This is a genomic window from Desulfovibrio desulfuricans, assembly GCF_024460775.1.
Taxonomy (GTDB): domain Bacteria; phylum Desulfobacterota; class Desulfovibrionia; order Desulfovibrionales; family Desulfovibrionaceae; genus Desulfovibrio; species Desulfovibrio desulfuricans_E.
Genome location: NZ_JANFYZ010000001.1, coordinates 59,429 through 85,592, shown reverse-complemented (window position 1 = coordinate 85,592; position 26,164 = coordinate 59,429). Strand labels below are relative to the sequence as shown.

General features: G+C 55.6%; 15 protein-coding genes, 2 tRNA genes and 1 CRISPR repeat array. Of the genes, 7 read left to right on the top strand and 10 right to left on the bottom strand.

Annotated features, from left to right (window positions below; translation table 11 throughout):
• Nucleotides 1–224 precede the first annotated feature (224 nt).
• From NE637_RS00335 to NE637_RS00295, 9 genes are all read right to left on the bottom strand, one after another.
• Complete coding sequence (locus NE637_RS00335; protein WP_227118504.1) at nucleotides 225–2,330, bottom strand: methyl-accepting chemotaxis protein; 2,106 nt, start codon at nucleotides 2,328–2,330, stop codon at nucleotides 225–227.
• 453 nt (nucleotides 2,331–2,783) lie between these two features.
• A CRISPR array of direct repeats spans nucleotides 2,784–6,598; the repeat unit is 32 nt; unit sequence GCTTCAATCCACGCTCCCGCACGGGGAGCGAC.
• Nucleotides 6,599–6,865: 267 nt separating this feature from the next.
• Nucleotides 6,866–7,156: a CRISPR-associated endonuclease Cas2 gene (gene cas2 / locus NE637_RS00330; protein WP_192111642.1), complete on the bottom strand. Its 291-nt coding sequence runs from the start codon at nucleotides 7,154–7,156 to the stop codon at nucleotides 6,866–6,868.
• A gap of 4 nt (nucleotides 7,157–7,160) precedes the next feature.
• Entirely contained in the window at nucleotides 7,161–8,180 is a 1,020-nt protein-coding gene (gene cas1c, locus NE637_RS00325; RefSeq protein ID WP_227118503.1) for a type I-C CRISPR-associated endonuclease Cas1c, read from the bottom strand.
• On the bottom strand, nucleotides 8,177–8,812 hold the full coding sequence (gene cas4, locus NE637_RS00320; RefSeq protein WP_227118502.1) for a CRISPR-associated protein Cas4: 636 nt from the start codon (nucleotides 8,810–8,812) through the stop codon (nucleotides 8,177–8,179). The genes cas1c and cas4 overlap by 4 nt, the downstream gene beginning before the upstream one ends.
• Entirely contained in the window at nucleotides 8,812–9,663 is an 852-nt protein-coding gene (gene cas7c / locus NE637_RS00315; RefSeq protein ID WP_227118501.1) for a type I-C CRISPR-associated protein Cas7/Csd2, read from the bottom strand. Before cas7c ends, cas4 begins: the two co-directional genes overlap by 1 nt.
• Nucleotide 9,664: 1 nt before the next feature.
• Complete coding sequence (cas8c, locus tag NE637_RS00310) at nucleotides 9,665–11,683, bottom strand: type I-C CRISPR-associated protein Cas8c/Csd1 (protein ID WP_227118518.1); 2,019 nt, start codon at nucleotides 11,681–11,683, stop codon at nucleotides 9,665–9,667.
• A 5-nt stretch (nucleotides 11,684–11,688) separates the two neighbouring features.
• Nucleotides 11,689–12,480, bottom strand: coding sequence for a type I-C CRISPR-associated protein Cas5c (gene cas5c / locus NE637_RS00305; RefSeq protein ID WP_227118500.1), 792 nt, complete (start codon nucleotides 12,478–12,480; stop codon nucleotides 11,689–11,691).
• Nucleotides 12,481–12,492: 12 nt separating this feature from the next.
• Entirely contained in the window at nucleotides 12,493–14,964 is a 2,472-nt protein-coding gene (gene cas3, locus NE637_RS00300; RefSeq protein WP_227118499.1) for a CRISPR-associated helicase Cas3', read from the bottom strand.
• A 210-nt stretch (nucleotides 14,965–15,174) separates the two neighbouring features.
• Nucleotides 15,175–15,251, bottom strand: a tRNA-Glu gene (locus NE637_RS00295).
• Between the two features lie 386 nt (nucleotides 15,252–15,637).
• Here NE637_RS00295 and NE637_RS00290 point away from each other — a divergent pair.
• From NE637_RS00290 to NE637_RS00265, 6 genes are all read left to right on the top strand, one after another.
• A complete protein-coding gene (locus tag NE637_RS00290) occupies nucleotides 15,638–17,245 on the top strand; it encodes a sigma-54 interaction domain-containing protein (protein ID WP_192111589.1) in 1,608 nt (535 codons plus the stop codon).
• A gap of 542 nt (nucleotides 17,246–17,787) precedes the next feature.
• A complete protein-coding gene (locus NE637_RS00285) occupies nucleotides 17,788–18,996 on the top strand; it encodes an ammonium transporter (protein ID WP_022658690.1) in 1,209 nt (402 codons plus the stop codon).
• 29 nt (nucleotides 18,997–19,025) lie between these two features.
• Nucleotides 19,026–19,364 carry a P-II family nitrogen regulator gene (locus NE637_RS00280; RefSeq protein WP_192111588.1) on the top strand — a complete coding sequence of 113 codons (339 nt, stop codon included), beginning with the start codon at nucleotides 19,026–19,028 and terminating at the stop codon, nucleotides 19,362–19,364.
• A 48-nt stretch (nucleotides 19,365–19,412) separates the two neighbouring features.
• The gene (locus tag NE637_RS00275) at nucleotides 19,413–21,605 is read left to right on the top strand and encodes a glutamine synthetase III family protein (protein ID WP_192111587.1); all 2,193 of its coding nucleotides are present in this window, start codon (nucleotides 19,413–19,415) and stop codon (nucleotides 21,603–21,605) included.
• A gap of 325 nt (nucleotides 21,606–21,930) precedes the next feature.
• Nucleotides 21,931–22,788: a diaminopimelate epimerase gene (dapF, locus tag NE637_RS00270; RefSeq protein WP_215648118.1), complete on the top strand. Its 858-nt coding sequence runs from the start codon at nucleotides 21,931–21,933 to the stop codon at nucleotides 22,786–22,788.
• A 14-nt stretch (nucleotides 22,789–22,802) separates the two neighbouring features.
• On the top strand, nucleotides 22,803–24,029 hold the full coding sequence (locus NE637_RS00265; protein WP_227118498.1) for an LL-diaminopimelate aminotransferase: 1,227 nt from the start codon (nucleotides 22,803–22,805) through the stop codon (nucleotides 24,027–24,029).
• 853 nt (nucleotides 24,030–24,882) lie between these two features.
• Here the strand turns inward: NE637_RS00265 and NE637_RS00260 are convergent.
• Nucleotides 24,883–24,960 (bottom strand) — tRNA-Pro (locus tag NE637_RS00260).
• A 126-nt stretch (nucleotides 24,961–25,086) separates the two neighbouring features.
• On the opposite strand from NE637_RS00260, the gene NE637_RS00255 reads away from it, so the two are divergent.
• On the top strand, nucleotides 25,087–26,151 hold the full coding sequence (locus tag NE637_RS00255) for a protein-glutamate methylesterase/protein-glutamine glutaminase (protein WP_192111585.1): 1,065 nt from the start codon (nucleotides 25,087–25,089) through the stop codon (nucleotides 26,149–26,151).
• The last annotated feature ends 13 nt before the right edge of the window (nucleotides 26,152–26,164 follow it).

Below are 26,164 nucleotides of genomic sequence, written 5' to 3'. Positions count from 1 at the left end.
CCCCCTGCCTGCCGCAAAGGGCGCAATCTGTCATGCACGCTCTGTAGCGATAGCGTCATTTGGCAGAAGAAAAGCCTCTGATTACAGGCTATTGACGGCAAATTCGCTGACGCTGACCAGTGCGACAACATAGCGCAGGTCGAAAATGATGTCACTCCCGCACGAAAAACGGCAACCGCAGAACGGTTGCCGTTTTCCTTCTCAGGTCATTGAACTCTGCCAGCCTATGACGACTGATCTTTCAGCTCCTTGATAAGACCGGAAAGCGACAGAGCCAGATCTTCCAGCCGTCGGGTGGCCTGGAGAGAGGCTTCGGCGCGCTCGTCCGTCTGACCGGCGATGGCGTTGATTTCGTCAATGGACTTGTTGATTTCTTCAGATGTGGCGGCCTGCTGCTCTGCCGCAGTGGCAATGGACTGAATCTGCCCTGCCGACTGGTTTGTGCTGGTAACAATGTCGCCCAGCGCCGCGCCGGACTCGCCAGCCAGCGATGAGGCATGGTCAAGACCCTGCACGGCTTCTTCCACAGATTGCACGTTGATTCCTGCTACCCGCTGGATGGAGAGGATTGAGTCGCTCACTTCCTTGGTGGCGTGCATGGTCTTTTCTGCCAGTTTGCGCACTTCATCGGCCACAACGGCAAAGCCTCTGCCCGCCTCGCCCGCGCGGGCGGCCTCAATGGCCGCATTCAGGGCCAACAGATTTGTTTGATCGGCTATGTCTTCAATGGTGGTCATGATCGCGCCGATGCCGTGAGCCTGTTTATCCAGATCGCCCATAGCTTCGCGCAGTTCAAGAGCCTTCTGCTCCGAGGCGCGCATGGCCTCAAGCGACCGCCCCACGACCTCTGCGCCCTGATTGGCCTTGTCCCTCGCATCCGTACCCTGGGCGGCGGCATGCGAGGCGTTTTTGGCAACCTCCAGCACAGTGGAGTTCATTTCTTCCATAGCCGTGGCGGTTTCGTGGATGCGCTGCCGCTGCACGAGCGTGGCCTCGCGGATATCTTCTGAACTGCTCGCGAGTGTGCTCACTTCCTGATGGAGCATCTGCACCATATGTTCGAGCTGGCGCGCGGCTTCAAGCATGCCCTCGGCCTTGGCGCGCTCGGCGTGCAGGCGGGCGGCCTCGGCCTCGCGCGTAGCGGCGTTTGCTGCGTCGGCCTGTTGCTGCGCTTCAACAGTTTTGGCCTCAATCTCCGAAATATTGGATTTAAGGGTAGCGCTCATGGAATTGAGGGACTCAAAAATCACGCCTATTTCGTCAACACGGCGATTGGCGAGACTGCCGTACACACCAGCGGAAATATCTTTGAGGAAAACGCCCACGGTCTTCAAAGGCGTAATAATGAGCCGCCCGGCCAGCACCCAGATACCTATGCAAATGCCAATCAGGCTTGCCAGCATACCGGTAGCAAACTGCCACACAGCGGCGTTGACAGGCTCCATGAGTTCGCTTTTTTCAATGAGGCCAATAAACTTCCACTTGAGTTCCGGCGAATTGTACACCACAGCTTCATACTGCTTGCCGCTAAAGACAGCCTCGCCCGTAGCCGCACCGGACTTGAACAGGGCAGCCAGGGCATCGTTGCCAATGCCGTCTATTTTCTGAAAATTGTGCTGCGGGTTTTTGGGGTCGGATATAACCACGCCGTCATCCTGCACCAGAATAACAAAACCCGTGCGGCCAATATGCACGTTTTTGATGAGGTCTGTGAGGGTGCCCAGAGTAATATCTATGGCCGCAACACCTGTAACTTTGCCGCTGCTATCGCGCACGGCGCGGCAGGCGCTGACCATGGGCTGACCATCGGTGCTCTTATAGGCGCTGGTGATGTAGCTCTTGGCCGGGTCAGACACGGCCATGCCCCACCAGGGGCGTTTGCGCGGATCGTAGCCAGATGGCTGGGTTTTGCCGCTCACGGGGCTGTTGAGCACAAATGCGCCTTCCATATTGCCCGCGTAAACATTGGTATATGAAGGGTGCGTCTCCCGGTACAGACGAAACACGGCATCCAGCGCCTTGCCAGCAGTATCGCCTGCATCGGGGCTGGACGGTGTGGGTTCCGTTGCTGTTACATGACTTGTGGTCATCTGCGGTAATTGCGCCATAAGGGGATCAACAGCCAGCATGCCAACGTTGAGCTTGTATTCATCAAACATGGCTGTGACAACATTGCTGACCTGCCGCAGTTCGCCAATGGCGGACTTGGCAAAGCTTTCTTCTGAAAGCGTTGCAATGCCACGCGATGTAAGGGCAAATAGTATGCCCATAGGTATGATGATGATTGCCGCAATGCCAAGCATCAGCTTGAGCGATATGGATCTGTTCATAACAAGCCCTTTTGCAAGTGTAGAATTCTGCTTACAGTATCCACCAGATACGTTGCTATTGTTGCAGCCATCATACAGTTCCGGGACACTTTTGCTCATATAAAATTTTTGCCTGCAAGATCAACCCCTTCAATGGAGAATATTGAGGGGGCAAAATGCAGAGATACCGCTTCTGTATTAATCGGAAGACGGCGGGAAAGGATTATGGTGACGAGGATAAAAATCAAGTAATCGAAATTGGATTAATATCAGCATAATATTTATAACTAACCTGCAAAACAGGTTATATATTTTACGCAAGACATCTTTAAAACAAAGCAATAGATAAATCAGAACAGATGGTTCCAGTTGCTGCGGCATGTATGGGCTGTGCTCATGATAATATCAATCCACATAAGTCGCTCCCGCGCGGGGAGCGACATGCCCGAACTCGTCGCGTTCCCACCGTGGCCCGCTTCAATCCACGCTCCCGCACGGGGAGCGACGTTTCCACCGGCTGATGGGCCATGTCGTCGTCAAGCTTCAATCCACGCTCCCGCACGGGGAGCGACACAGTTTCGTCCTTAACCTCACGGCTGATAAACAGCTTCAATCCACGCTCCCGCACGGGGAGCGACGAGTTGGTCAGGCCGGAAAGCATCTTGGCGAATTGCTTCAATCCACGCTCCCGCACGGGGAGCGACATGCCAGCGCCAGCTTTTTCAGGGACGCGGAAAGCTTCAATCCACGCTCCCGCACGGGGAGCGACGATCAAGATCATGGACGGATTCCGTTATCGCATTGCTTCAATCCACGCTCCCGCACGGGGAGCGACGGGGATAGGTGAGTCCGAATTGACGGATTAAGGCGCTTCAATCCACGCTCCCGCACGGGGAGCGACCCGGCTCAGCCCTGCGGTAGAGGAGCACGGCAGGGCTTCAATCCACGCTCCTGCACGGGGAGCGCCCCCTCTTGGCGAGCGAAGCCTATCCCCTCCGGTGTGCTTCAATCCACGCTCCCGCACGGGGAGCGACATTCCACATTTGGAGTTGGCAGGGAATACGCGCTGCTTCAATCCACGCTCCCGCACGGGGAGCGACGCTAATTCCCTTAACGCGCTCAAACAGGTAGGGCGCTTCAATCCACGCTCCCGCACGGGGAGCGACCCTCGACTTTTGTGCTAATAGCTGTCATTATACTCTGCTTCAATCCACGCTCCCGCACGGGGAGCGACATTGAGGATATCTGCACCGTGCCGGGCTTGGGTGGCTTCAATCCACGCTCCCGCACGGGGAGCGACCGCAGCATGCCGTAAGTGGGTGGCTGGCCAGGGTTGCTTCAATCCACGCTCCCGCACGAGGAGCGACTAATACGCTGCTCGCAAAGGTGGTATAAGTAACAAGCTTCAATCCACGCTCCCGCACGGGGAGCGACTTCAAACTGGTTCTGGAGGCTTTGCTTCGCTTCCTGCTTCAATCCACGCTCCCGCACGGAGAGCGACGCAAATTGACACAATCCCAGGCAAGCTTATTTTGCTTCAATCCACGCTCCCGCACGGGGAGCGACAAGGACGGCAAGTCAAGCCCTACCTCTATCGGCCTGCTTCAATCCACGCTCCCGCACGGGGAGCGACTATCTCAGTTGAGCGCGCCCCGGTCTTGAGCGAGCTTCAATCCACGCTCCCGCACGGGGAGCGACCTGCCGGGGCAGGCCCACGAGAAGCCGCCCACCTTGGCTTCAATCCACGCTCCCGCACGGGGAGCGACCTGCGCGCGTGTAGATGATCTTGCGCCCGCACTTGGCTTCAATCCACGCTCCCGCACGGGGAGCGACGTTACCGCGTAGCGAACCTTCCGGCCAACCTGCCTGCTTCAATCCACGCTCCCGCACGGGGAGCGACAGGGAGTGGCTTGATTATGACGATCAATCCCTTGCTTCAATCCACGCTCCCGCACGGGGAGCGACGTAACAATTTCAGTTGCCGCTGGGGTGTATGCTGCTTCAATCCACGCTCCCGCACGGGGAGCGACAGCATGAGGCCCACGGTCGCCGCACACGACAACCCGCTTCAATCCACGCTCCCGCACGGGGAGCGACTTCGCTCAACTGCTGGCGCGCTGGACAGGCTGACTGCTTCAATCCACGCTCCCGCACGGGGAGCGACTTTACCCTGCTTGCAATTAAGCTTGGGGTAATACCCGCTTCAATCCACGCTCCCGCACGGGGAGCGACCGATCATGGCCGTATAGTTCGTCAACCATGTAGTCGCTTCAATCCACGCTCCCGCACGGGGAGCGACAGGCTGAGTTCTGTTTCAGCAAAGGCATCGGCAAGCTTCAATCCACGCTCCCGCACGGGGAGCGACGCCGGGCGTGAGCGGTTTAACAATTTTCAGGATGTGCTTCAATCCACGCTCCCGCACGGGGAGCGACGCGCCCTCAGTCTTGCCCACGCGGTTGCCAGCCATGCTTCAATCCACGCTCCCGCACGGGGAGCGACGTGGGTGCGTGCTTGGAGGTCAGAATAACTCAGCTGCTTCAATCCACGCTCCCGCACGGGGAGCGACCGGCATGGTCAGCGCAGTTTCTTATAGCCACCATGCTTCAATCCACGCTCCCGCACGGGGAGCGACGGCTGGCTGGCGCGATATGGCTAATGCCCTTGCAAGCTTCAATCCACGCTCCCGCACGGGGAGCGACGGAGCGTTGACCGCTTTAACAATGCCAAGCGCGCTGCTTCAATCCACGCTCCCGCACGGGGAGCGACCATTCTCATGTCGCCCACCTGGTACCAGTACCTTGCTTCAATCCACGCTCCCGCACGGGGAGCGACGCGCTGTGCGGTCAGGAACGCACGCTCCTGGCGCTGCTTCAATCCACGCTCCCGCACGGGGAGCGACAACTGGTTTTCTTCGTCCGAATCACGACCAGCGGGCTTCAATCCACGCTCCCGCACGGGGAGCGACCCGTCACGCGCAATACCATCAAAAACCTGACAGGCTTCAATCCACGCTCCCGCACGGGGAGCGACAGGAGCAGATAGACGCCATACACCGGGCACAGCGCTTCAATCCACGCTCCCGCACGGGGAGCGACAACCACCATCAAGGCGGACGGCTACGCCGAAGAGCTTCAATCCACGCTCCCGCACGGGGAGCGACGCGCGGCTTCGTCCGTAAGCTATGCCGCCCCGGGAGCTTCAATCCACGCTCCCGCACGGGGAGCGACTGCTCTGAATAGTCTGCGGGAGCATACCCAAAAGCTTCAATCCACGCTCCCGCACGGGGAGCGACTGTAATAACGCCCGTCCGTGGTGTTCACCCAAGAAGCTTCAATCCACGCTCCCGCACGGGGAGCGACTCCGCTTCGGGGCTGCGCTGGAATTCACGCGCCTGCTTCAATCCACGCTCCCGCACGGGGAGCGACTTGATATCCGCAGCTCCAGACTTGCTAGAAGCATTGCTTCAATCCACGCTCCCGCACGGGGAGCGACCAACTTCGGTTTTTCCGCGCATCCTGACGGCGCGGCTTCAATCCACGCTCCCGCACGGGGAGCGACCTGTCGCCATGCTCACCCACTCGCCGTTGCCAACGCTTCAATCCACGCTCCCGCACGGGGAGCGACTTCCCAGCGTTGGGAATATGGTCGCTGGCAGGGGGGCTTCAATCCACGCTCCCGCACGGGGAGCGACGGCAGGGCATAGAACATGCGCCTAACCTAATGCCGCTTCAATCCACGCTCCCGCACGGGGAGCGACTCCAGAAGGGCTGCGGCGGGGTTCGCAGGGATTGGGCTTCAATCCACGCTCCCGCACGGGGAGCGACTCATCTGGCTGTGTAGGAGGATGTGATGGGCGCAGCTTCAATCCACGCTCCCGCACGGGGAGCGACCCGCGACGAGGGTTTTCCCATCGTTTTTCTGGAAGCTTCAATCCACGCTCCCGCACGGGGAGCGACCCACCATGCTGACAACCGGGCAGATCAGCTTCACGCTTCAATCCACGCTCCCGCACGGGGAGCGACCAAATTTCACACCATCCTCATCATCTCTCGCCCTGCTTCAATCCACGCTCCCGCACGGGGAGCGACTTGGCAAAAGGTTTGGCGCCGACTCCACGCCCTCACGCTTCAATCCACGCTCCCGCACGGGGAGCGACGGTGCGGATCCGTCCGCAAGGTCAGCAGGGGCCAGCTTCAATCCACGCTCCCGCACGGGGAGCGACCGCCACGGTTTACAATCCTCCCCGTCAATTTACATGCTTCAATCCACGCTCCCGCACGGGGAGCGACTGTGGCCCTTTTTTACCTTTGCCCCGCAATGATATTCAGGGCATTTTTCGAGCAGGCCACGTATCTCGATCAATTTATGCAATAAACAAATCTGCTTTAAAAAATTACCGTAATAAAATCATATTGTTAAAAAATCGAGAACCTCCCAGAAAAATGCTGTGCGCTTCTGGTTCTCGCGGGCTATTGCCAGCAGCTCACAGAGTCCCCTTCAGCCAGTCTGATATCTGCTGACTCTCTCAGCCGTCCGCATGTAATAATGCTGTCGATTTACAGAATCAGCGTCCCTTGAGGGTCATAGGACGGTTTGGCCCCAACATGTTCAACACGATTCTTCCAGTTGGCACCCAAAAAGTAAAAACGCAGGCTATCTTTTTCTTCATCCATACATTCCAGCAAATTATTGCGCAGGGCGACCCATTGGGCGGGGTCAACCACGCATTCAAAAACTGAAAACTGCACCCGTTGCCCCCAGTTTTCGCAATGGCGGGCTATTTGGCGCAAGCGGCGTTTTCCGGCTGAATCTTGCGTGTTTACATCATAGCTTACGAGAACGAGCATGGCATCACCGAATCACAAAGGGAGGGTATGCATCCAGATCGCCGCGCAAATATCGGGCGAGCAAACGCGCCTGGCAGTGATACAAGAGGCCCGCCGCCATTTTTTCCTGCAAAAATGGATGCTCCACAGTTTCCTGTTTTCGCTCCTGCCATGCAGAGATCACATCCTTGCGGGTGGCATCGTCCATTATCACAGCGCCAGATTCTGTTTTACGAAAGCCCTTGGCCCTCACCTGCCCCCGGTTGATAAGGGTGCAGGCCAGCCTGTCTGCCAGATAAGGACGAAACTCTTCCATGATGTCCAGAGCCAGGCTGGGGCGTCCGGGTCTGTCACGGTGCAAAAAGCCCACGGCAGGATCAAGCCCGCAACTTTCGAGCGCCCCGCGAACATCGTGCGCCAGAAGTGTATATAGAAAAGAAAGAAGGCAGTTAACAGCATCAAGGGGTGGTCGGCGGTTGCGGCCATCAAAGCGGAAGGCGGCGTCTTTTGCCTGAATAAGGTTGGCAAATACGCCAAAATACACTTGCGCCGCCTCACCTTCAACGCCGCGCACCATATTGAGCGGCAAAGGCTCGCGCAGGCGGGCAAGGCATTGGGCCAGACGGGCCACTGCTGCATCAAGGCTTGCAGTCGGCCTCTCGCGCGCTGCACGCATCAGCACCGTGCGGCAATTGGCGATTTTGCCGATTACTATGGCGGCGGCAATGGCGGCAGAAGCCGCATCATCATCCGCACGGCGGTATTGCTCACGCCGCAGCAACACATTGCCGCTCACGGGCCCGTGCATGGATGCCAGAAACCGCCCATATTGGGTCAACCACGACACTGTTACACCGTTTTCCGCGCAGTGACCCAGCAAAAAGGGGCTGCATGAAATCTGCCCAAACAGTACAAGGCCGCCAAGCGTGTGAATGGGGATTTTTCCTTTAAGCGCATCCCCCTGATACACAGCCACGCATTCGCCATCCTTGGCCAGATAACTTTCTTGAGTTGTAACAAACAGCGTATTGAGCAGCGGTTTCATATGCTCTCCAGCACGGATTGCAGATAGCGCGCAGCAGAGGTCTGCGGAGCAAGGGGCAGGCAGACATCACATAGGGAGCACGCCGGGCAGATGGTATTGGCAATTTCGAGGGATGGAGGCGGCGGAGTAAGCCCCTTGTTCAGCAAATCCTGCACGGCACCGATGGTGGTGCGGGTTTCTTCCCTCAGGGCATCGGTGAGCTCCACAACCTGCCGCCGCCGGGTTTTGCCGTAAAAGAGCGCCCCTTCAGAAATGGAAACATGCAACATTTCTTCCAGGCAGAGAGCCTGCGCGCAAAGCTGAATGCGGTCTGCCGCCATGCTTTTGGGGCGGCCCCGCTTATATTCGACAGGGTACGGCTGCCAGACATTGCCGTGCCGATGAAACTCCACAACGTCTGCCTGCCCTGTCAGGCCAAGAGCGCGCGAACAGAGCAGCAACCCTGAAACAGTTTTGCAGTCGCCGCGACTTTCAGATGCGTTGCTGTGGGCTTTTTCGTGCAGCTGACGGCCCTCGGCAGTGTACACGTTTTCCGTCCAGAGCTGTTCCAGATGGATGAGCGCACACTGCCGGGGGCAGAACAGATAATGCTGCAAAGCCGATATGGGGATGGAATCGGCTGGGGGGTGCATTAGAAGCCTGGAATGGTTTCAGCCTTCAACCCCGGAGTAGCTTCGCTGTTGAGCGTATAGCTGCCATCGGGGTTAACCGTGAGGCTTTTATGCACTTTTGCGGATGAATACTGCCCGGAAGCGCAGTTGTGTTGCCACCAGAACACCTGACTGACTGCCATGCTGCCCTCCGGACGGGCAGACGAAGCGTCATTTTCAAACAGCCTGGGCAAGATGGCCTTGAGCACGGCAGCGTCTTCGTCGCTAAAGCCGGTGCGTTCGGCAAGCTGAGGATTCATGCTGCCGTAAAAAACATATACGCCTTTATCCACGCGGTGCTTCATGCCCATGGTGTCCGAACCGCGCTTGCTGCCATCGCCCTCGCCGCTGACGCTTTTGGTGATCTGAATACTTGCAACGCTGACAGGCTCCACGCTGAAGGCCGAGTGAATGCTCACCGGGCCGCGCACTGCAATGGAAACCCCCGCCGCATCGCCATCTTTGCCAAAAGCAAAAAGCTGCCCAAAAGCGCGCACGTCAAACCACTTGGCGCAAGCCTTTCGGGCGGTTTCTTCCTTGCTGCATTTTTTGGGATTAAAAGCATCCTTGCCAAGGCCGTGCTCCGCAGATTCGGCCCTTTCCTTGAGCGAGGCCATGTTGTCCAGCTTGCGGTCGTCTGACTGCACAAAAACTTGCGTCCCCTTCTGCTCCATGAGCCGATCACGGATCTTGCGCTTAAGGCAAACATCGCTGATTTCCCCATAGCCATCATAATCGGTACGGGGACGGTTGCCGTTGAGCGGATCGCCGTTAGGGTTGGCGTGATCTACGGTGAGAATAACGGCGAAGTCGATCTTGTGTTGCAGACTCATGTTACGCTCCTTGCTGGTCATTGGCTTCAGTGGTGCTTTCTTTATCAGCCGTGGCGTACAAGGCTGACATCTGACAATGGTAGCCCAGCAGAAATTCGCCACTGAGCTTGTCTGAAGAAGTAAATTTTTCGGGGTCAAATTTATCGTAAATTTCTTTCCAGGCCTTTTGGGGCCGTTTAAGCAGCCCGGCATGGGAACTGCTCTTCAGCCGCTGTATATACGGCTGCAACTGAAGCTCAAGCTGTTTCCATGTGGCAAAAGGATGGTCGGCAAAGCGCTGCATCAACCGCTCGGCATTGGTGGGGCGTTTTTCTCCCGCGCAATTCAAAGCAGAACGTTCAATATATTCCGCAACCGCCAGAAGCCGCCCAAAGAGGTAGTCACGGGATTTACGCGTTTCATCAAGTGCCATGCTGTATTCCCCTTCTTTTATGTGTCTGGCGAAATAGCCCCTGTACATGGCGCAGGCAACGCCCAGCACTTCAGCCCACTCCCATGCCTCATGCGCCGCGCGATTGCAGGCACGGCGCACGCAACTCTCAACAATATCGCGCGGCAAGGTTGCCCTATCAACAACGCATGGCAACAACCGCTCTACAGTTGCCTTGAGCAGCTTGTCGTCAATACGCCTGCCGTATGCAACGCGGGCAATGGTTTCTGGCGTAGGGGCAAGGGGCGCGTAAACAGTGCGCGTTTTGGGTTTGCTCTGGCCCTCACGCGCTTCGTCTATGCGCACGGGCAGGACCCATGCGCATTCTTCCTGCCATCTTTCCAGATTGTACAGGTAGTCCTTAAGCATCTGCTCGCGATAGAACGTAACAGAAAGCCGCCCAGGGCTGGCCGCATCCATAGCCATGATGGCGACGCCGTCAGTTTCCTTGAGATCAGCCTTGTATCCCACGAGGGCTTTGTTCAGCCTTTTTGCAAAGGCCAGCCCCATATTTACGGGAGGAACAAAAGGAGGCTGGGCGGCGTCCTTCTCTGCCTGCACCTCTGGCGCGTCATCAAGCAAGAAGTCGCCGGCACTCAGATCAAACAAATCTTCACAAGGATTAGGCACAGGCGCGCCGCTCACAGCCCAGGCCACAACAGCCTGATCCCCGTTGCGGTAGCCTTGCCGCGCTATGAGCCAGCGCAACGCATTATGCGCCTTGTGACTCACCTCATAGCCGACGGTGCAGGCCTGCTCCGGCTCCAGAAAGCGCCCACGGTAGGTAAAATTTGCTGAATCATTGGAGGAAATAAGCTTTGCACCATCACCTGGGCGGCGGATATTGCGCGGATGCTTTGCGGCAACAGCGCATTCCACCCCTTGCACTATGCAAAGGCCTTTTTGCTCCATCATGGCTGCATCGTAGGCCATCCATGCCTGTTGCAGGCTGGTGTCCTTCCATGTGCGCGGTTCCATGTCATCAGGCAGGTTTACCACGCTCCATACCACCAGGGCGTCCCCCTGGTCGCGCACCGTGGCGTTGCCAATTTTTTTGGGCTGCAACCTGTTAAAGATGCTGTCTGCGCCGCTCTCTTTGTCTGCCTCGGTTGGTTCCGTTTGCAAGGAGCTGGCTGATTCGCCGCGCAAAATTCCACATTTCAACAGGTCATCCACAAGATGCCCTTGCGAAACATAGGCGTATACGGCCCTGGCTTTTGGATGACTATGGGAAGAATCGCACCATGCCTGCAATTGCGAAGCATACAAGCTATAAAGATTCTTTTTGCCGCCAGAGTAGTCTTTGGCGCAATAATGGATTTTATCATCCAGAGGATGCGGGGAATCACCGCTGGTACGACCTGCGGAATCTTCGGTTGCCGGGATAATAAACTGCATTTTCAACGGCAACAGCTCTGCCCTCACAAAATTACCCGCCCCGTCAATGACAACATGAATATGCGCCTGTTGGCTGGTATGGCTCACGGGCATAAGCGCCGGGGCTTCTTTGCCACCATTCTCCGCCTGTGGGGGGTCCACAAAGGCGGGATTTTGGGAGCAGGCTTCATACGTTTCAAAAAGCTTTTGCATCCAGCTCACAACGCACCCCCTTGCGGGCCGCCGTCAGAAAGCAGGCTGCGGGCATCGGGGTATGCCACGGTTTCGGGCTCCTGCAAAAGGAGAGATAGCGCTTCTTCATCACAACCAGCGTAGTTTTTGCCGGGGTGGAACGCCTTGGGCTTCATGGGGCGGATTTCTTTGCGCAGCAGCGAGGCATCATCCGGCGAGGGGAATTCAATTATCCCCTTGCGCATTACAGGCTTCCAGAACCGTGCGCCAAAACTGGAGTTTCCGGTTTCATCAGGATAATCAAACCCGTGAAACATGAGGCCAAAGGCCAGCTCTTCCAGGTCATCATACGCACCGGGGCCTTCACCAAATCTGCAAGGTTCCACATACCCCTGACAGTCGCGCGTACCCAAAAAGATATCCTGTCGGCCACCGCGCGCCAGCATACGCTTGGCTATTTCGTAGTGCTTGCCTTCAATCTGGTCTTGCTTCAGTTCCGGCCTGTGCTCGTTCCATACAAAACGGGCCTTTACCTGATAGGCAACATCAGCCAGATAGGTGTAGATGGAAAGATCATTGCCGCCTGTGGTGGGCCTGATTGGTTTTACGCCCTTGGTTTGCGTGCGAAAGGGATGCAGAATGCGTACCTTGTCAATCACCCAAATCAGCGTTGGCTTCCAATATATTGATTTAGCTATACCCTTAAGGGCTTCATAAGTGGGAATGTGGTAAGAACATTTTTCGCCGCCGACTCGAGTTACAGGATCAGAAAACAGGGCATAACGCCCATAAACAATAAAGGATATGTCGTTATTCACTCAATCCTCCTATCAGTAATTACAAAGACGCAGTTTTTGCCCTGATTGCGCGCTAACGCCCTGTTCATTACAGTAAAAATTGGGTTTCAGAGCAAACATGCCACTATCCTGAATGGGATACAAGGCATTTTTCTGTATAAGCTCGCGTTCTGTATGTGGAAAAATGTTTACGGAAAAACGCTGAGCCTTACGTAAAAGCTCATATTTTTTATACAGCAAATCTGATGAACAAAGTGCGGCAATGATGCCCTCTCCATCTTTATAAGGCACCAAAATACTTTTTGATGTTGAGTCGATGGACTTGAAAATTTTTGCTGCGGCGCTGAATGATTGCCCCAGTATGGGGAATAGATTGTTATTGCCAGCACCTCGATTACTGCCCAGCATATCAAGCAAGGAATTGCAATCGCCTGCCGCATAAGAAAGCACGGCGCCCTTACGATGAAAATAATGGTCAAAATATGTTGCAACCAACTGCGGCATGGTGAAATCGTAGCCAGATTCCAGAAGTTCTTGTGCATACTTTAGGCGCACTGTATCAAGAAAGATATCCCGACCATCTTTAATGTCTTTCAGCCAGTCCAGATTTTCTGCATCCGCCTGCACCAGTACCACATGCACCCTGCCCGGCTCATTTTCCCCATGTCGGTTGCAGCGCCCTGCCGCCTGAAGGATGGAATCCAGACCAGCGGCCATGCGAATAACAGATCGAAAACTGATATCCACGCCACACTCAATGAGTTGCGTGCTTACGCAAAGTACAGGACGCCCGTTTTTCAAATCGGCTCGCATGGCTTCAAGCTTTTCCATGCGGTGCGCCGGGCAGAGGTTGGTGCTAAGGTAGTAGAAGTTTATACCTTCCTGTTTGTCGCAAAACGCATAAATCTTTTCTGCCATTCGCTTGGTATTGCAAACCACCAGGCATGAGCCGTGGGATTGTTGCTCTTCTTGCGCCAGCGCGGCCACATCTTCTGCCCCCATGGCGGTATGGCAGTGGTCAAAAAATGTCGTGCGCTTGAGGCGTGTGAACAGGTCTGGCACATCTGGCACGATTTCCATGCCGGGCTGTATATCAAGGCTGCCGCGCAGCGGATGCGGCAGATTGCCCAGCCTCGGCTGCGTGGCAGTGCAAAGCACTGCGGTAGAACCACATTGCCCGGTCAAAAAATCCACAGCGTTGCAAAACATACGCAAGCAGCGCACAGGGACAGTCTGCACTTCATCAAACACTATCACGCTACGTGCAAGATTATGCATGCGGCGGGCGGAGCTTGTGCCTGCGCCAAACAGGCTCTCAAGAAACTGCACCATGGTGGTGAAGATCACGGGGGCATCCCAGTTTTCAGACAGTTTTTCCCACCGGCTGGCGACTTCTTCAGCGTTAGAATCTTCATCGGGCATAAAACTGGAATGATGCTCAAGCACTATGGATCCAGGGGCCTCACCCTGCTCAAGAATTTTTCGGGCTACATCGGCGTTTTGGTCAATAATGGATGTATAAGGAATAACATAGATGACTCTGTCCATCTGGTGCTTTTGCGCGTGCAGCAGGGCAAAACGAAGGCTGGCCAGCGTCTTGCCCCCGCCAGTGGGTACAGTGAGAGTAAACATACCCGGCGCATCCTGGGCACGCTGGGCGCAATGGGCAGAAATATCACCCCGGATGTGGTCGATGGCGTGTTGCGGGGTCTTTTGGGCCAAGGCTGCTTCAAAACGCTGCACCAGGGCACTCCAAGGACGCCTGACCCCGCTGCGCCGAATTTCCGCCCCTTTTTGATCTTCAAAATCTGCACTGTCAGTACGATCCGCATCAATCAGGCAGCTGAATAAAAAACGCGCCAGCAATCCAAGCTGAAAATCACGACTATTTGCGCAGTCTCGTTGGTCATTTATATCGGCACTTGCTGGCTGCTTGTTCATGACTCGATCACGCAGCTTCATCATAACTGCTCGCACTTCCAATAAAAGTGCATTCGAGATTTCATTTTCTATTTCTTCAAGGAATGCTTGATCGCAGCGCTCATCGCACTGCTTACGGTGTGTTTTTTCCTCCGGACGGGCCATGTAATTCTGTGTAAATGCATCCTTGCCGTCCTGGGATATGCAATCTTTTAGCCCTGAATGGTGGGACAGAATGCACAATGCAAGCATCCGGGCAATCGCTTTTTTCAAATCATTGCCTTGCAGGCGCTCCCATAGGTGCTGCCCTCCAGCAAAAGCATGATTGATCTTCCCTTTGCAAGCTATGGGATCGGTGTAGCCCGGTTCACCAGGAGTAATGCAGCCAGCAGCGGAAAGGATATAATTCTGGAATTCTTTTGAATACTTGCCAAAATCATGCAGCAGGCCAACCAGATGGCCTGTCAGGGGCAAGCCGACCTTGGCTGCCGCTGATGATGCCAGGTCAGCGACGTTGTGCAAATGTTCAGAAAGGGGCTGTACGCGGAAAGGTGCCCCATTCTCGGGGCAATAGACATGAGCCACGCAGCTATCCGGCAAGTTTGACATAATGGCCCTTTTGGTCACAATTCGAAGATTTTCTTTAAAAATTTAGTACCTTCTTTTTATATAGCATACTATTACTATTGTTGTGTTGCTTCAACTGATGCACAGCCGTCCGCGCGCCCAAGACTGACAATAATTCAAAAACGAAAAAAGCTCCTACGATTTCTCGTAAGAGCTTGCTTTCTTAATTGGCGTCCCCAAGGGGATTTGAACCCCTGTCGACGGCGTGAAAGGCCGTTGTCCTGGGCCGGCTAGACGATGGGGACGCGCTGTGAAGGGTGTATCTACGGCAATAGGGGGCAGGTGTCAAGCGACTTTTTAAAATTGGCATAAAATTCAGCGGTCAGGGGCTTCCCAATGGTCATATTCAGAGCTGGGAGTTCCCTAATCCTATTGCGCCACTAATCAGTTGGCTGCTATCACATGAACCAGGGGCGTTTGCTGATATCGTAGCCTATTGCGCCGCCAAATCAGTTAGACCGTTATCTGATCTGCTCCTCTTGCCCGCAAAGCCCATCCTTCCACTCCCCCACTATATCCAAGTCTGCCCTCAGCCCGCTTGCGCAAGTGCCCTTCCCCGGCAGCCCTTTCTTGCGGCCCGTAACCCGCTGACGGATTGCATGTTTGCCCCGGCCTGGGGTATAAGCACGGCATGCAAAAATCCAGCAATACATCCCCCCGTCCCGGCACCGTGTCGCGCTCTCCCGCCAACGCAGACAGCCACCGCGAAGAGCAGCTGCGCCTTTTGTTGGATCTTTCCAATGTGGTCAACTCTGCCACGGATGTGGGGGTTGCCCTGAACAAGGCGCTCCAGCTTATGGCAGAGCATCTGCACATGATGCGCGGCGCGATCACGCTTATTTCGCCCAACAGCGGCGAAATCCGTATTGAGGCAGCCTACGGCCTCAAACCCGCCGAAGCCCGCCGGGGCCGTTACGTGCGCGGCGAGGGCATCACCGGGCGTGTTATTGAAACCGGGCGCTCCATGTACATATCTAATGTATCAGAAGAACCGCTGTTTCTGAATCGCACCCGTTCGCGCGATCTGGGCAAGGAGGGCATTTCCTTCATCTGCGTGCCTATCCGCCTCAACGATCAGGTTGTGGGCGCGCTGTCGGTTGACCATCTGCTGGTGGACGATGCCACGCTTGAAGACGAAATGCGCCTGCTTACCATTATATCAACCCTGCTTGGTCACGCCGCCCTTGAATCGCAGGGCCGCATGGATGAAGAAGCCTCCTCGCCCTTGAGGCCGCGCGGCTTTGTGGGCAATTCTGAAGTGATGCAAAAGGTCTACGCGCAGATTGCGCAGGTGGCCCCCTCCAGCACCACCGTTTTTCTACAGGGCGAATCCGGCACGGGCAAAGAACTGGCAGCACGCTCCATCCATTCGGGCAGCACGCGCGCCAACAAGCCCTTTATTTCGCTCAACTGCGCCGCATTGCCAGAAAACCTCATTGAAAGCGAACTGTTCGGCCATGAACGCGGGGCCTTCACCGGCGCAAACGCTACGCGCAAGGGACGCTTTGAGCTTGCCAACGGCGGCACGCTGTTTTTGGACGAAGTGGGTGAGCTTTCGCTCATGACCCAGGCAAAACTGCTGCGCGTGTTGCAGGAAAGGGCCTTTGAACGCCTTGGCGGCATGGAAACGCATTATGTGGATGTGCGTTTTATCACCGCCACCAACCGTGACCTGGAAAAAATGGTGGAGGAAGAAACCTTCCGCCGCGATCTGTTCTACCGCCTCAATGTCTTCCCCATTTTCCTGCCGCCCCTGAGTTTCCGACCAGAGGATATTCTGCCGCTGGCAAACCACTTTATCAAAAAATACGCGCTGGCAAACGGGCGCAACAACGTGCGCCTCTCCCTTTCTGTTATGGATATGCTGCAACGCTACACCTGGCCGGGCAACATCCGCGAGCTTGAAAACGTCATGGAGCGCGCAGTGTTGCTGCTGGGCCGCGAAGGCCTTGTTCTGCCCCAGCACTTGCCTCCTGCCCTGCACGGCAGCCGCGTTGCGGCCAGTTCCGGCCTCACGCCAGGGCTGATCCGCCAGGGGCTTTCCGGCAGCTTGCAGGAGCAACTGGACGAGCTGGAACGCGCATCAATCACCGAAGCGCTTGAGTTCAGCCAGGGCCAGATGGGCAAAGCTGCTGCAAGCCTTGGATTGACGGAAAGGATCATGGCCCTGCGCATGAAAAAGTACGGCATCACCTACAAGGCTTTTCGCCCCGTGTACCGTAAGGATGAAACCGAGTAGATATGAAGTTTCTACAAAACGGTATTTTGCAAAAAGGCATAAATTTGCCCCAAAAATGAATTTTTTGTAATAATTTTTAGTATGTTACCTAAGCACAACACAGTCATTACAAAGATGTACCAATAATTTCTACATTTTTGCAATTTTCTATTTTTTTCACATAATACGCTAAAATAAAACATCTATTTAGAAAGCCCCCCAAGTGCCACGAAACGGCACTCCGGGGGGCTTCTTTTTTTCTACATCATCGTAGAAATATTACAACGACGCCAACCTCCTGCAATTCTTCCTGTCTGCCTGAAAAAATAAAAATATTTATAAAATCATATTGTTACAAGATTTAGCCACACAGCGAAACACATTTGGCACACTTCATGCCTAAGCAGGGTATTGCTGCGGCATTGTGCCGCAGTGTGGGCATGGCGCCAGCCCACGAGGATGAGGTTCTATTAAACGCGGAACGGAACGACGGAAACCAGCCTGCTGCACTGTGCGGCACACTGCCTCCCTCGCCGGTCCGAACTACGCTGAAGGATGTCCGTATGAACGCCTCGGATACTGCATTTATTCTGATCTGCGCCTCCATGGTCATGCTGATGACCCCGGCGCTGGCCCTCTTCTACGGTGGCCTGGTTCGCTCCCGCAATATCCTGTCCACCCACATGCACAGCTACGGCGCGCTGGCTCTCATCTCTGTATTATGGGCCGTTGTGGGTTACACACTGGCCTTTGGCGAAGATGTGGGCGGTATAATCGGCGATCTTTCCTACCTCTTCCTCAAAGGCGTGGGCGGCGAATCGGCTCCTGCCGCCACCCAACTGCCCCACACGGTCTTTATGGGGTATCAGTGCATGTTTGCTGCTCTTACCGTGGCCCTTATTTCCGGTGCCTACGCTGAGCGCATCCGCTTCTCCGCCATGCTTGTTTTCTCTGGCTTGTGGTTGCTCTTCGTCTACTCGCCCATGGCCCACTGGGTCTGGGGCGGTGGCTGGATGAGCAAGATGGGCGCTCTGGACTTTGCTGGCGGCGCAGTTGTGCACATGTCTTCCGGCGCGGCGGCTCTTGCCTGTGCCCAGGCTCTTGGACCGCGGCTTTCCACTGGCAGCTCGCATGCCACACCCAACAACCTGCCCCTTACCCTGCTTGGCGGCGGCCTGCTGTGGTTCGGCTGGTTCGGCTTCAATGCTGGCAGCGCTCTGGTTTCCGGTCCTCTTGCTGGTCAGGCCCTTGTAACCACCCACATGGCTTCCGCCTGCGGTATTCTTGGCTGGATGCTCGTTGAATGGATTCGTACCGGCAAGCCCACAAGCCTTGGCGCTATCTCCGGCGCACTGGCGGGCCTCGTGGCCATCACTCCCGGCGCGGGCTTTGTTGAAGTGCTGCCCGCCATGCTGATCGGTTTTGTTGGCGGCATCATCTGCTACGGCGGCGTGCTCCTGAAGAACAAGTTCGGTTATGACGACGCCCTTGACGTGGTCGGCATTCACGGCGTTGGCGGCACCTGGGGTGCGCTTGCCACCGGCCTGTTCGCCTGCGCGGCCATCAACAACGCTGACGGTCTGTTCTACGGCAATCCTGAGCAGGCCTGGATCCAGATCGTGTCCATTGTGGCTACCTGGGGTTATTGCTACATAGTTTCCCGGATAATCCTCTATGTGGTTGACGCGGTTGTCGGCCTGCGGGTTACGCCTGAAGAGGAATTCACCGGCCTCGATTTGAGCGAGCACAACGAACGCGGCTACTCCTTGTAGTCCAACGGGAAACAGCAAAGGAACGACCTATGAAAAAGCTTGAAATCATCATCCGGCCCAGCATGTTTGACAAGGTTAAGGACACGCTTACCGACATGGGCATCCACGGCTTGAACTATGTTGAAATCAAGGGCTTTGGTCGCCAGCGTGGGCACACTGAAGTGTACCGCGGCACCACCATGCAGGTGGACTGCCTGCCCAAGATCAAGGTCGAGGTCGTGCTGCACGACGACATGCTGGAAACTGTTCTGAATGCTGTGGTGTCCATCTCCCGCACAGGACAGGTTGGCGACGGAAAAATTTTCATCAGTGATGTGATGGATGCCATCCGCATCCGCACTGGTGAGCGCGGCGATGAGGCCCTGTAATCGGGCTGTGCCTGATACTAGCAACAACTTGAGAAAGGAGACGAGGGTATGAGTTCCCCCCGTAAAAAGGCTTTGTTCAAAGCAGTGAACACTGCACCGGTCATCCCCACCAGCGCTGATGAAGTAGGCCGCAGCGCGGAAGACATCTTTGGCCGCTACGTGTTTGGTCTAGCCACCATGCGCAAGCGCCTTCCCAAGGATGTGTTCAAGAAGCTGGCCAAGACCATCCGCGACGGCGAACGCCTGAATCCCGAAATCGCTGATGTCGTCGCCAACGCCATGAAGGATTGGGCCATCGAGAACGGCGCCACGCACTACACGCACTGGTTCCATCCCATGACTGGCCTCACTGCCGAAAAGCATGACGCCTTTCTGTCGCCCACCATTGATGGCCAGGTTATCAGCGAATTCTCTGGCAAGATGCTGATCAGCGGTGAGCCGGACGCCTCCTCCTTCCCTTCCGGCGGCATCCGCTCCACGTTTGAAGCCCGCGGCTATACCGCGTGGGATCCCTCCGTGCCGGTGTTCATCATCCCCGCTCCTTACGGGGCCACCCTGCACATTCCGACGTACTTTTACTCATACTCGGGCGAAGCTCTTGACCGCAAGATCCCGCTCATTCGCTCCATATCGGCCCTGTCGCGTCAGGCCATGCGTATTCTCAAGCTCTTCGGCAACACCACGGCCAGCTATGTGCGCGCCAACGTTGGCCCCGAGCAGGAATACTTCCTGGTGGACAAAAACCTGGCCGCCCTGCGTCCTGACCTCCTGATGGCTGGCCGCACCCTGATCGGCGCCACCTCGCCCAAGGGTCAGGAAATGGAAGACCACTACTTCGGCTCCATTCCTCCCCGCGTGATGAGCTTCATGCAGGATCTGGAAAACGAGCTGCGTTCGCTGGGCATTCCGGCCAAGACCCGCCACAACGAAGTGGCCCCCGGCCAGTTTGAAATCGCCCCAGTGTACGAAGAAGCCAACATCGCCTGCGACCACAACATGCTCTGCATGAACATGATGCGTCACATGGCTGGCAAGCACGGTTTTGTGTGCCTGGTGCACGAAAAGCCCTTTGCGGGCGTGAACGGCAGCGGCAAGCACAACAACTGGTCCATCAGCGATTCTGATGGCACGAACCTGCTCAACCCCGGCTCCACGCCTGTGGACAACGCCCAGTTCCTGGTGTTCCTGGCCGCCGTGCTGCGCGCCGTGCACATGCACAGCGCGGCCCTGCGCCTCGGCACCGTGGGCGCTGGCAACGACCACCGCCTTGGCGCCAACGAAGCCCCGCCGGCCATTCTGTCCGTCTACCTTGGCGAACAGCTTACCGACGTGCTTGACACCATCGTCAACGGCAAGGGTTCCAAGAACAAGAAGAGCGCGGTCATGGAAGTGGGCGTTTCCACCCTGCCTCCGCTGCCCGTGGATCTTTCCGACCGTAACCGCACAAGCCCCTTTGCCTTCACCGGCAACAAGTTTGAATTCCGCGCCGTGGGCTCCTCGCAGTCCGTGGCTCCGGTCAATATCGCCCTGAACGCGGCTGTTGCCAGCGCCCTGGACGACATTGCCACCGAACTTGAAGCTTCGGTTTCTGCCGGCACCGATCTGAACACGGCCCTGCAGTCTCTGCTGCCCCGCCTGTTCAAGGAACACATGCCCATCGTCTTTAACGGCAATGGTTATGCTGAATCCTGGGCTGAAGAAGCCGCCCGCCGCGGCCTGCCCAACTACAACAACACCGTTACCGCTCTTGAGCACTACAGCGATCCCGACGTCATGAACGTCTTCCTGCGGCACGGCATCCTGACCGAGCGTGAAATTCTCTCCCGTCAGGACATCCTGCTGGAAAACTACAGCAAGACCGTGTGCATCGAAGGCAACCTGCTGGCCGACATGATCCGCTCTTCCGTGCTGCCGCCCAGCATGGAAGCCCAGACCAGGGCCGCCGATGCGGTTATCAAGACCCGCGCCGTGCTTGGCGACAAGGGCGCTGCAAGCGAAGAGGAATACTTTAACGAACTGCGCGGCCACATTGTTGCACTCCAGAAGGGTGTGACGGTGCTGGAAAAGGCCGTGGAAAAAGCCCAGTGCACCGAAGGCGCGCTGGAACAGGCCAAGGCCGCTCGTGACGGCATCTTGCCCGCCATGGCCGAATGCCGCACCCATGCCGACGCTCTTGAGCGCCTGGTTGAGGACAGCCTGTGGGTTCTGCCCAAGTACGCGGAACTGCTCTGGGCTCACTAGGTCGTTAAGAAATAGTTGGGGGCAGGGGGTCTCATCCCGGGGGGGAAGATGGTCCCCTTGCCTCCGGCCCCTGCGGTTCTGCCGCAGGGAGCCACAGGCCTCGCCGTTCGCCGCAACGGACGGCGAAGGCCAGTGGTCATCAAGCGGAGAGTCTGGCGGCTCTCCGCTTTTTTTGCGCCTTAAACCGCCGCCGCACGTTGGATTCGCGGCAGGTGCGCCGCACTGTGTTTACTTTTGCCTTGAATCAGAATAAATACTTATTTGTGATACTGCCAAGATAATTATGGGCAGCCTGTTTCGGCCCCCCGTATGATAAGGAGTATATATGGCTGCAACACTGCGCTTTACTAAAATGCAGGGCATCGGCAACGATTATGTCTATGTGAATGGCTTTGAAGAACGTGTCGAGAACCCCAACGACCTTGCCCGACAGATCAGCGACCGCCATTTCGGTGTCGGGTCTGACGGTCTTGTACTGATTCTGCCTTCCGGCACTTCAGACGTGCGCATGCGCATGTTCAATTCTGATGGTTCCGAGGCAGAAATGTGCGGCAATGCCATCCGCTGCGTGGGCAAATATGTTCACGAACACGGCATTCTTTCCAAGGATGTTATCCGAGTTGAAACCCGCGCCGGTGAAAAAATCGTCCGCCTGCTGTTTGAAGGCGGCGAGGTTTGCGGCGCTACGGTTGATATGGGCGAACCCGTGCTGACCCCGGCCAACATTCCCGTGCTGGTCGAGGGCGACACAAGCGCCCAGCGCTTTGTGGCCCGCCCGGTCGAGGTTGACGGCGCTGGCTACGATATTACCGCTGTTTCCATGGGCAACCCGCATGCGGTTGTGTTCATGAAAGGCATAGACGACCTTGATCTGCCCAAGATCGGCCCCAGCTTTGAGCACCACAGGCTGTTTCCGCAGCGCACCAACACCGAATTTGTGGAAGTGATCTCCTCCACCAAGGTGAGAATGCGCGTGTGGGAACGCGGCGCGGGCGAAACCCTTGCCTGCGGCACCGGCGCATGCGCCGTTGCGGTCGCCTGCGTGCTCAACAACCTTACCGGGCGCGAGCTTGACGTGGAACTCAAAGGCGGCACCCTGCACATCCATTGGGACGAAATTTCCAACCATGTCTACATGACCGGCGGAGCCGTCACCGTCTTCACCGGCACTTACCACATCTGATTCAGAGGAATGTGATGACCAGCGTAAACAGCAATTTTCTCAAGCTGCAAAGCAACTATCTTTTTGCGGAAATAGCCCGCAAGGTCGCCTCCTTCAAGGAAGCCAACCCCGAAAAGCGCGTCATCAGCCTGGGCATTGGCGATGTGACCCGTCCCCTTGCCCCTGCCGTTGTTGCGGCGCTGCACAAGGCTGCTGACGATATGGGCGATGCCGCCACGTTTCACGGGTACGGCCCGGAACAGGGCTATGCCTTTTTGCGCGAAATCATCGCGGAACACGACTACAAGGCGCGCGGCGTTGACCTGAGCGCCGATGAAGTGTTCGTCAGCGACGGCGCCAAGTCGGACGTGGGCAATTTTCAGGAACTTTTTGCCGCTGACAGCATTGTGGCTGTGACAGACCCAGTCTACCCCGTCTATGTGGATTCCAACGCCATGGCGGGCCGTTCCGGCGAATTTGACGGCAAGCAGTGGGACAGGCTCGTGTACCTGCCCTGCCTCAAGGAAAACGACTTTGTGCCGGACTTTCCCAAAACCCGGCCCGATATCATCTATCTGTGCTACCCCAACAACCCCACAGGCACTGTGCTTTCGCGTCAGGCGCTTCAGGGTTGGGTGGACTACGCCCGCCGCGAAGGCTGCGTCATTCTGTATGACTCCGCCTACGAGGCATACATCACCGACAGCTCTGTTCCCCACAGCATCTACGAGCTTGAAGGCGCGCAGGAAGTGGCCGTGGAATTCCGCAGTTTCTCCAAAACCGCCGGCTTCACCGGCCTGCGTTGCGCCTACACTGTTGTGCCCAAGGCGCTCCAGGTCAGCGATGGCAAGGGCGGCAAGGTTGCGCTCAACGGCCTCTGGAACCGCCGCCAGTGCACCAAGTACAACGGCTGCCCCTACATTGTGCAGCGTGCCGCTGCCGCCACCTACAGCCCGGAAGGCCGGGCGCAGGTCATGGACGTTATCCACGGCTACCAGCGCAATGCAGAAAGCCTGCGCAAAGCAGTAACCGGCATGGGACTTTCCGTCTACGGCGGCGTCAATGCTCCCTACATCTGGGTGAGCGTGCCTGACGGCATGACCTCCTGGGGATTCTTTGACCACGTGCTGAACAACACGGCCCTTGTGTGCACGCCCGGCGCTGGCTTTGGCGCTTCTGGCGAAGGCTACGTGCGCCTCACGGCCTTTGGCTCCCCTGCCGATACGGAAGAAGCCATCAAGCGCCTTGCCTCACTGAGCTAGGCGCATGGCGCGTTCAGCGCGCCTCTAGAGCAACAAAATCAAGCATCCGCAGGTCTAACTCGGGTGCCGTAAAATAACAGAAAGCCCGTTTCTTGGGGGATGTGATGAGCATCCCTTCGGAAACGGGCTTTGTTATTATGGAGAGCATACCCCATAAAGCATTGCAACAACCTTACCTGAGTGATATCAGAAATTACTATCTAACAAGTACAAATTCTCACTACTAAAATATAATAAACAAAATTTATCAAATGTATTTATTAAATTTTAAACAATAAAATAAATTAAGTTTTGCATAAAATTACGTATAATTTTTTATTATTTAAATTCTTATTTTGTTATTTTTTATTATTTTAAACAATAAATATTCTATTATAAATTTATTACAATATTGTTTTTAATATTTAATAGAAAAAATTACCGCATCTTGCACAAATATAAATTCATATTTACAAAATTTCTTTGCTTGATAAGTTGTTTGTAATTTTCATCAGACTTTTTATCGCGTTTTATACACTATCTTTACGGGTATATTTGCTAAAAACCAAAGTTGCCAAAGCTGTTAAGCCGGGCAGGCTCACCAGAATGGCCTTTCAATGTAGTTTTTCGCCGCAACCACGATAATTTCTACCAGCAGCAATGCCAGCGCGGGCATAATGGGCGACAAACCGATTTTATGAGCATGTTGCTGGCGCCAACCTTCTCCTCTCGACGGCCGATCCATATGGACAGGGCCGACAGATGCCCAGAAAATCCCCCAAAAAGCTTAAAAGCCAAAGAGGCATCGCCATGAAAATGCAGAAGATAAACAAAAAAAGGGCTTACGGTGGTTACCGTAAACCCTTGATTTTGCTGGTCGGGATGGCGCGATTTGAACGCGCGGCCTCAGCGTCCCGAACGCTGCGCTCTAGCCAAGCTGAGCCACATCCCGTTGAGAGAGGGAACATAAGCGAGACTGAGTAGTTTGGCAAGTAATTTTTTATTTGTAAAAAAATAATGCCTGACGTAGCATACAAAAACTAGATAGAGAGAGAATTTTTTGGAGTGAGCTTATCCTATGATCAGTGTCCTCGTGGTTGATGATTCAACCTTTATGCGCAACACCATTACTTCACTTCTTGAGCAGGATTCTGAAATCAAGGTTGTGGGCACAGCCCGCAACGGTCAGGAGGCCCTGGAAAAAGCCGAAGAACTTGATCCTGACGTAATGACGCTTGATGTTGACCTTCCAAGGCTTGATGGCCTTGGAGTTTTGCAGCAGTTGATGAAAAAAACTCCGATTCCCGTGCTGATGGTCAGCTCTCTCACACAGAGCGGCGCAGAAAGCACATTAAAGGCACTAGAGTACGGCGCTCTTGATTTTATTCCTAAAACCATGAGCTGCGACCGGGAGTGTTTTGGAGCGGAACTGCAGCGCAAGGTGCGGGCCATTGCACGGCGTAAAACCATCATCAAACTCAAGTACAGGCGCATCAACCAGATTCAGGTTCCAGTTCCACGCCCTCAGCCTTCGCAACCTGCGGATTATGTGCAAACGCCCTGCACCGGGCCGCGCGATCTGGTTGTAATCGGCGTATCTACTGGCGGGCCGCCAGTGGTGCAAAAGATTCTTTCGGCGCTGCCTGCCGATCTTCCGGCCTGCATACTTATTGCGCAGCATATGCCGGCGGCTTTTACAAATCCTTTTGCCAAGCGCCTCGACAGTGTTTGCCAGATCGGCGTTACCGAAGCCCAGGACGGCGACAAATTCAAAACAGGTCATGCGTATGTCTGCCCTGGCGGCAAGCATCTGGGTATTCGCATGCGCGGCCCGCTGCCAGAAATCTTTGTTGCAGAAGAACCGCGCGATGCCCTTTACAAACCTTCGGCAAACGTGCTTTTTGAAACTGCGGGCAAAGCAATGGGAAGACGCACACTTGGCGTGATTCTCACCGGAATGGGTTCAGACGGATGCGAAGGGTCCAAGGTTCTTAAAGAGAAGGGCGGCTGCCTTATAGCGCAAAATGAGGCCTCCTGTGTCGTTTACGGTATGCCCAAGGCGATTGTAGACAACAAGCTCGCCAACCTCATTCTCGATGTGGACGATATTGCCAACGCCATCATAACAACGGTCAGAGGCTGACCCCACCGTAGCA

Coding starts and splice junctions, on each gene's coding strand:
- cas7c (WP_227118501.1), bottom strand. CDS start 9,663: ATGAGTCTGCAACACAAGATCGACTTCGCCGTTATTCTCACCGTAGAT.
- NE637_RS00265 (WP_227118498.1), top strand. CDS start 22,803: ATGACCAGCGTAAACAGCAATTTTCTCAAGCTGCAAAGCAACTATCTT.
- cas2 (WP_192111642.1), bottom strand. CDS start 7,156: ATGCTCGTTCTCGTAAGCTATGATGTAAACACGCAAGATTCAGCCGGA.
- NE637_RS00255 (WP_192111585.1), top strand. CDS start 25,087: ATGATCAGTGTCCTCGTGGTTGATGATTCAACCTTTATGCGCAACACC.
- NE637_RS00275 (WP_192111587.1), top strand. CDS start 19,413: ATGAGTTCCCCCCGTAAAAAGGCTTTGTTCAAAGCAGTGAACACTGCA.
- cas8c (WP_227118518.1), bottom strand. CDS start 11,683: ATGCAAAAGCTTTTTGAAACGTATGAAGCCTGCTCCCAAAATCCCGCC.
- dapF (WP_215648118.1), top strand. CDS start 21,931: ATGGCTGCAACACTGCGCTTTACTAAAATGCAGGGCATCGGCAACGAT.
- NE637_RS00290 (WP_192111589.1), top strand. CDS start 15,638: ATGCAAAAATCCAGCAATACATCCCCCCGTCCCGGCACCGTGTCGCGC.
- cas1c (WP_227118503.1), bottom strand. CDS start 8,180: ATGAAACCGCTGCTCAATACGCTGTTTGTTACAACTCAAGAAAGTTAT.
- NE637_RS00335 (WP_227118504.1), bottom strand. CDS start 2,330: ATGAACAGATCCATATCGCTCAAGCTGATGCTTGGCATTGCGGCAATC.
- cas4 (WP_227118502.1), bottom strand. CDS start 8,812: ATGCACCCCCCAGCCGATTCCATCCCCATATCGGCTTTGCAGCATTAT.
- NE637_RS00280 (WP_192111588.1), top strand. CDS start 19,026: ATGAAAAAGCTTGAAATCATCATCCGGCCCAGCATGTTTGACAAGGTT.
- NE637_RS00285 (WP_022658690.1), top strand. CDS start 17,788: ATGAACGCCTCGGATACTGCATTTATTCTGATCTGCGCCTCCATGGTC.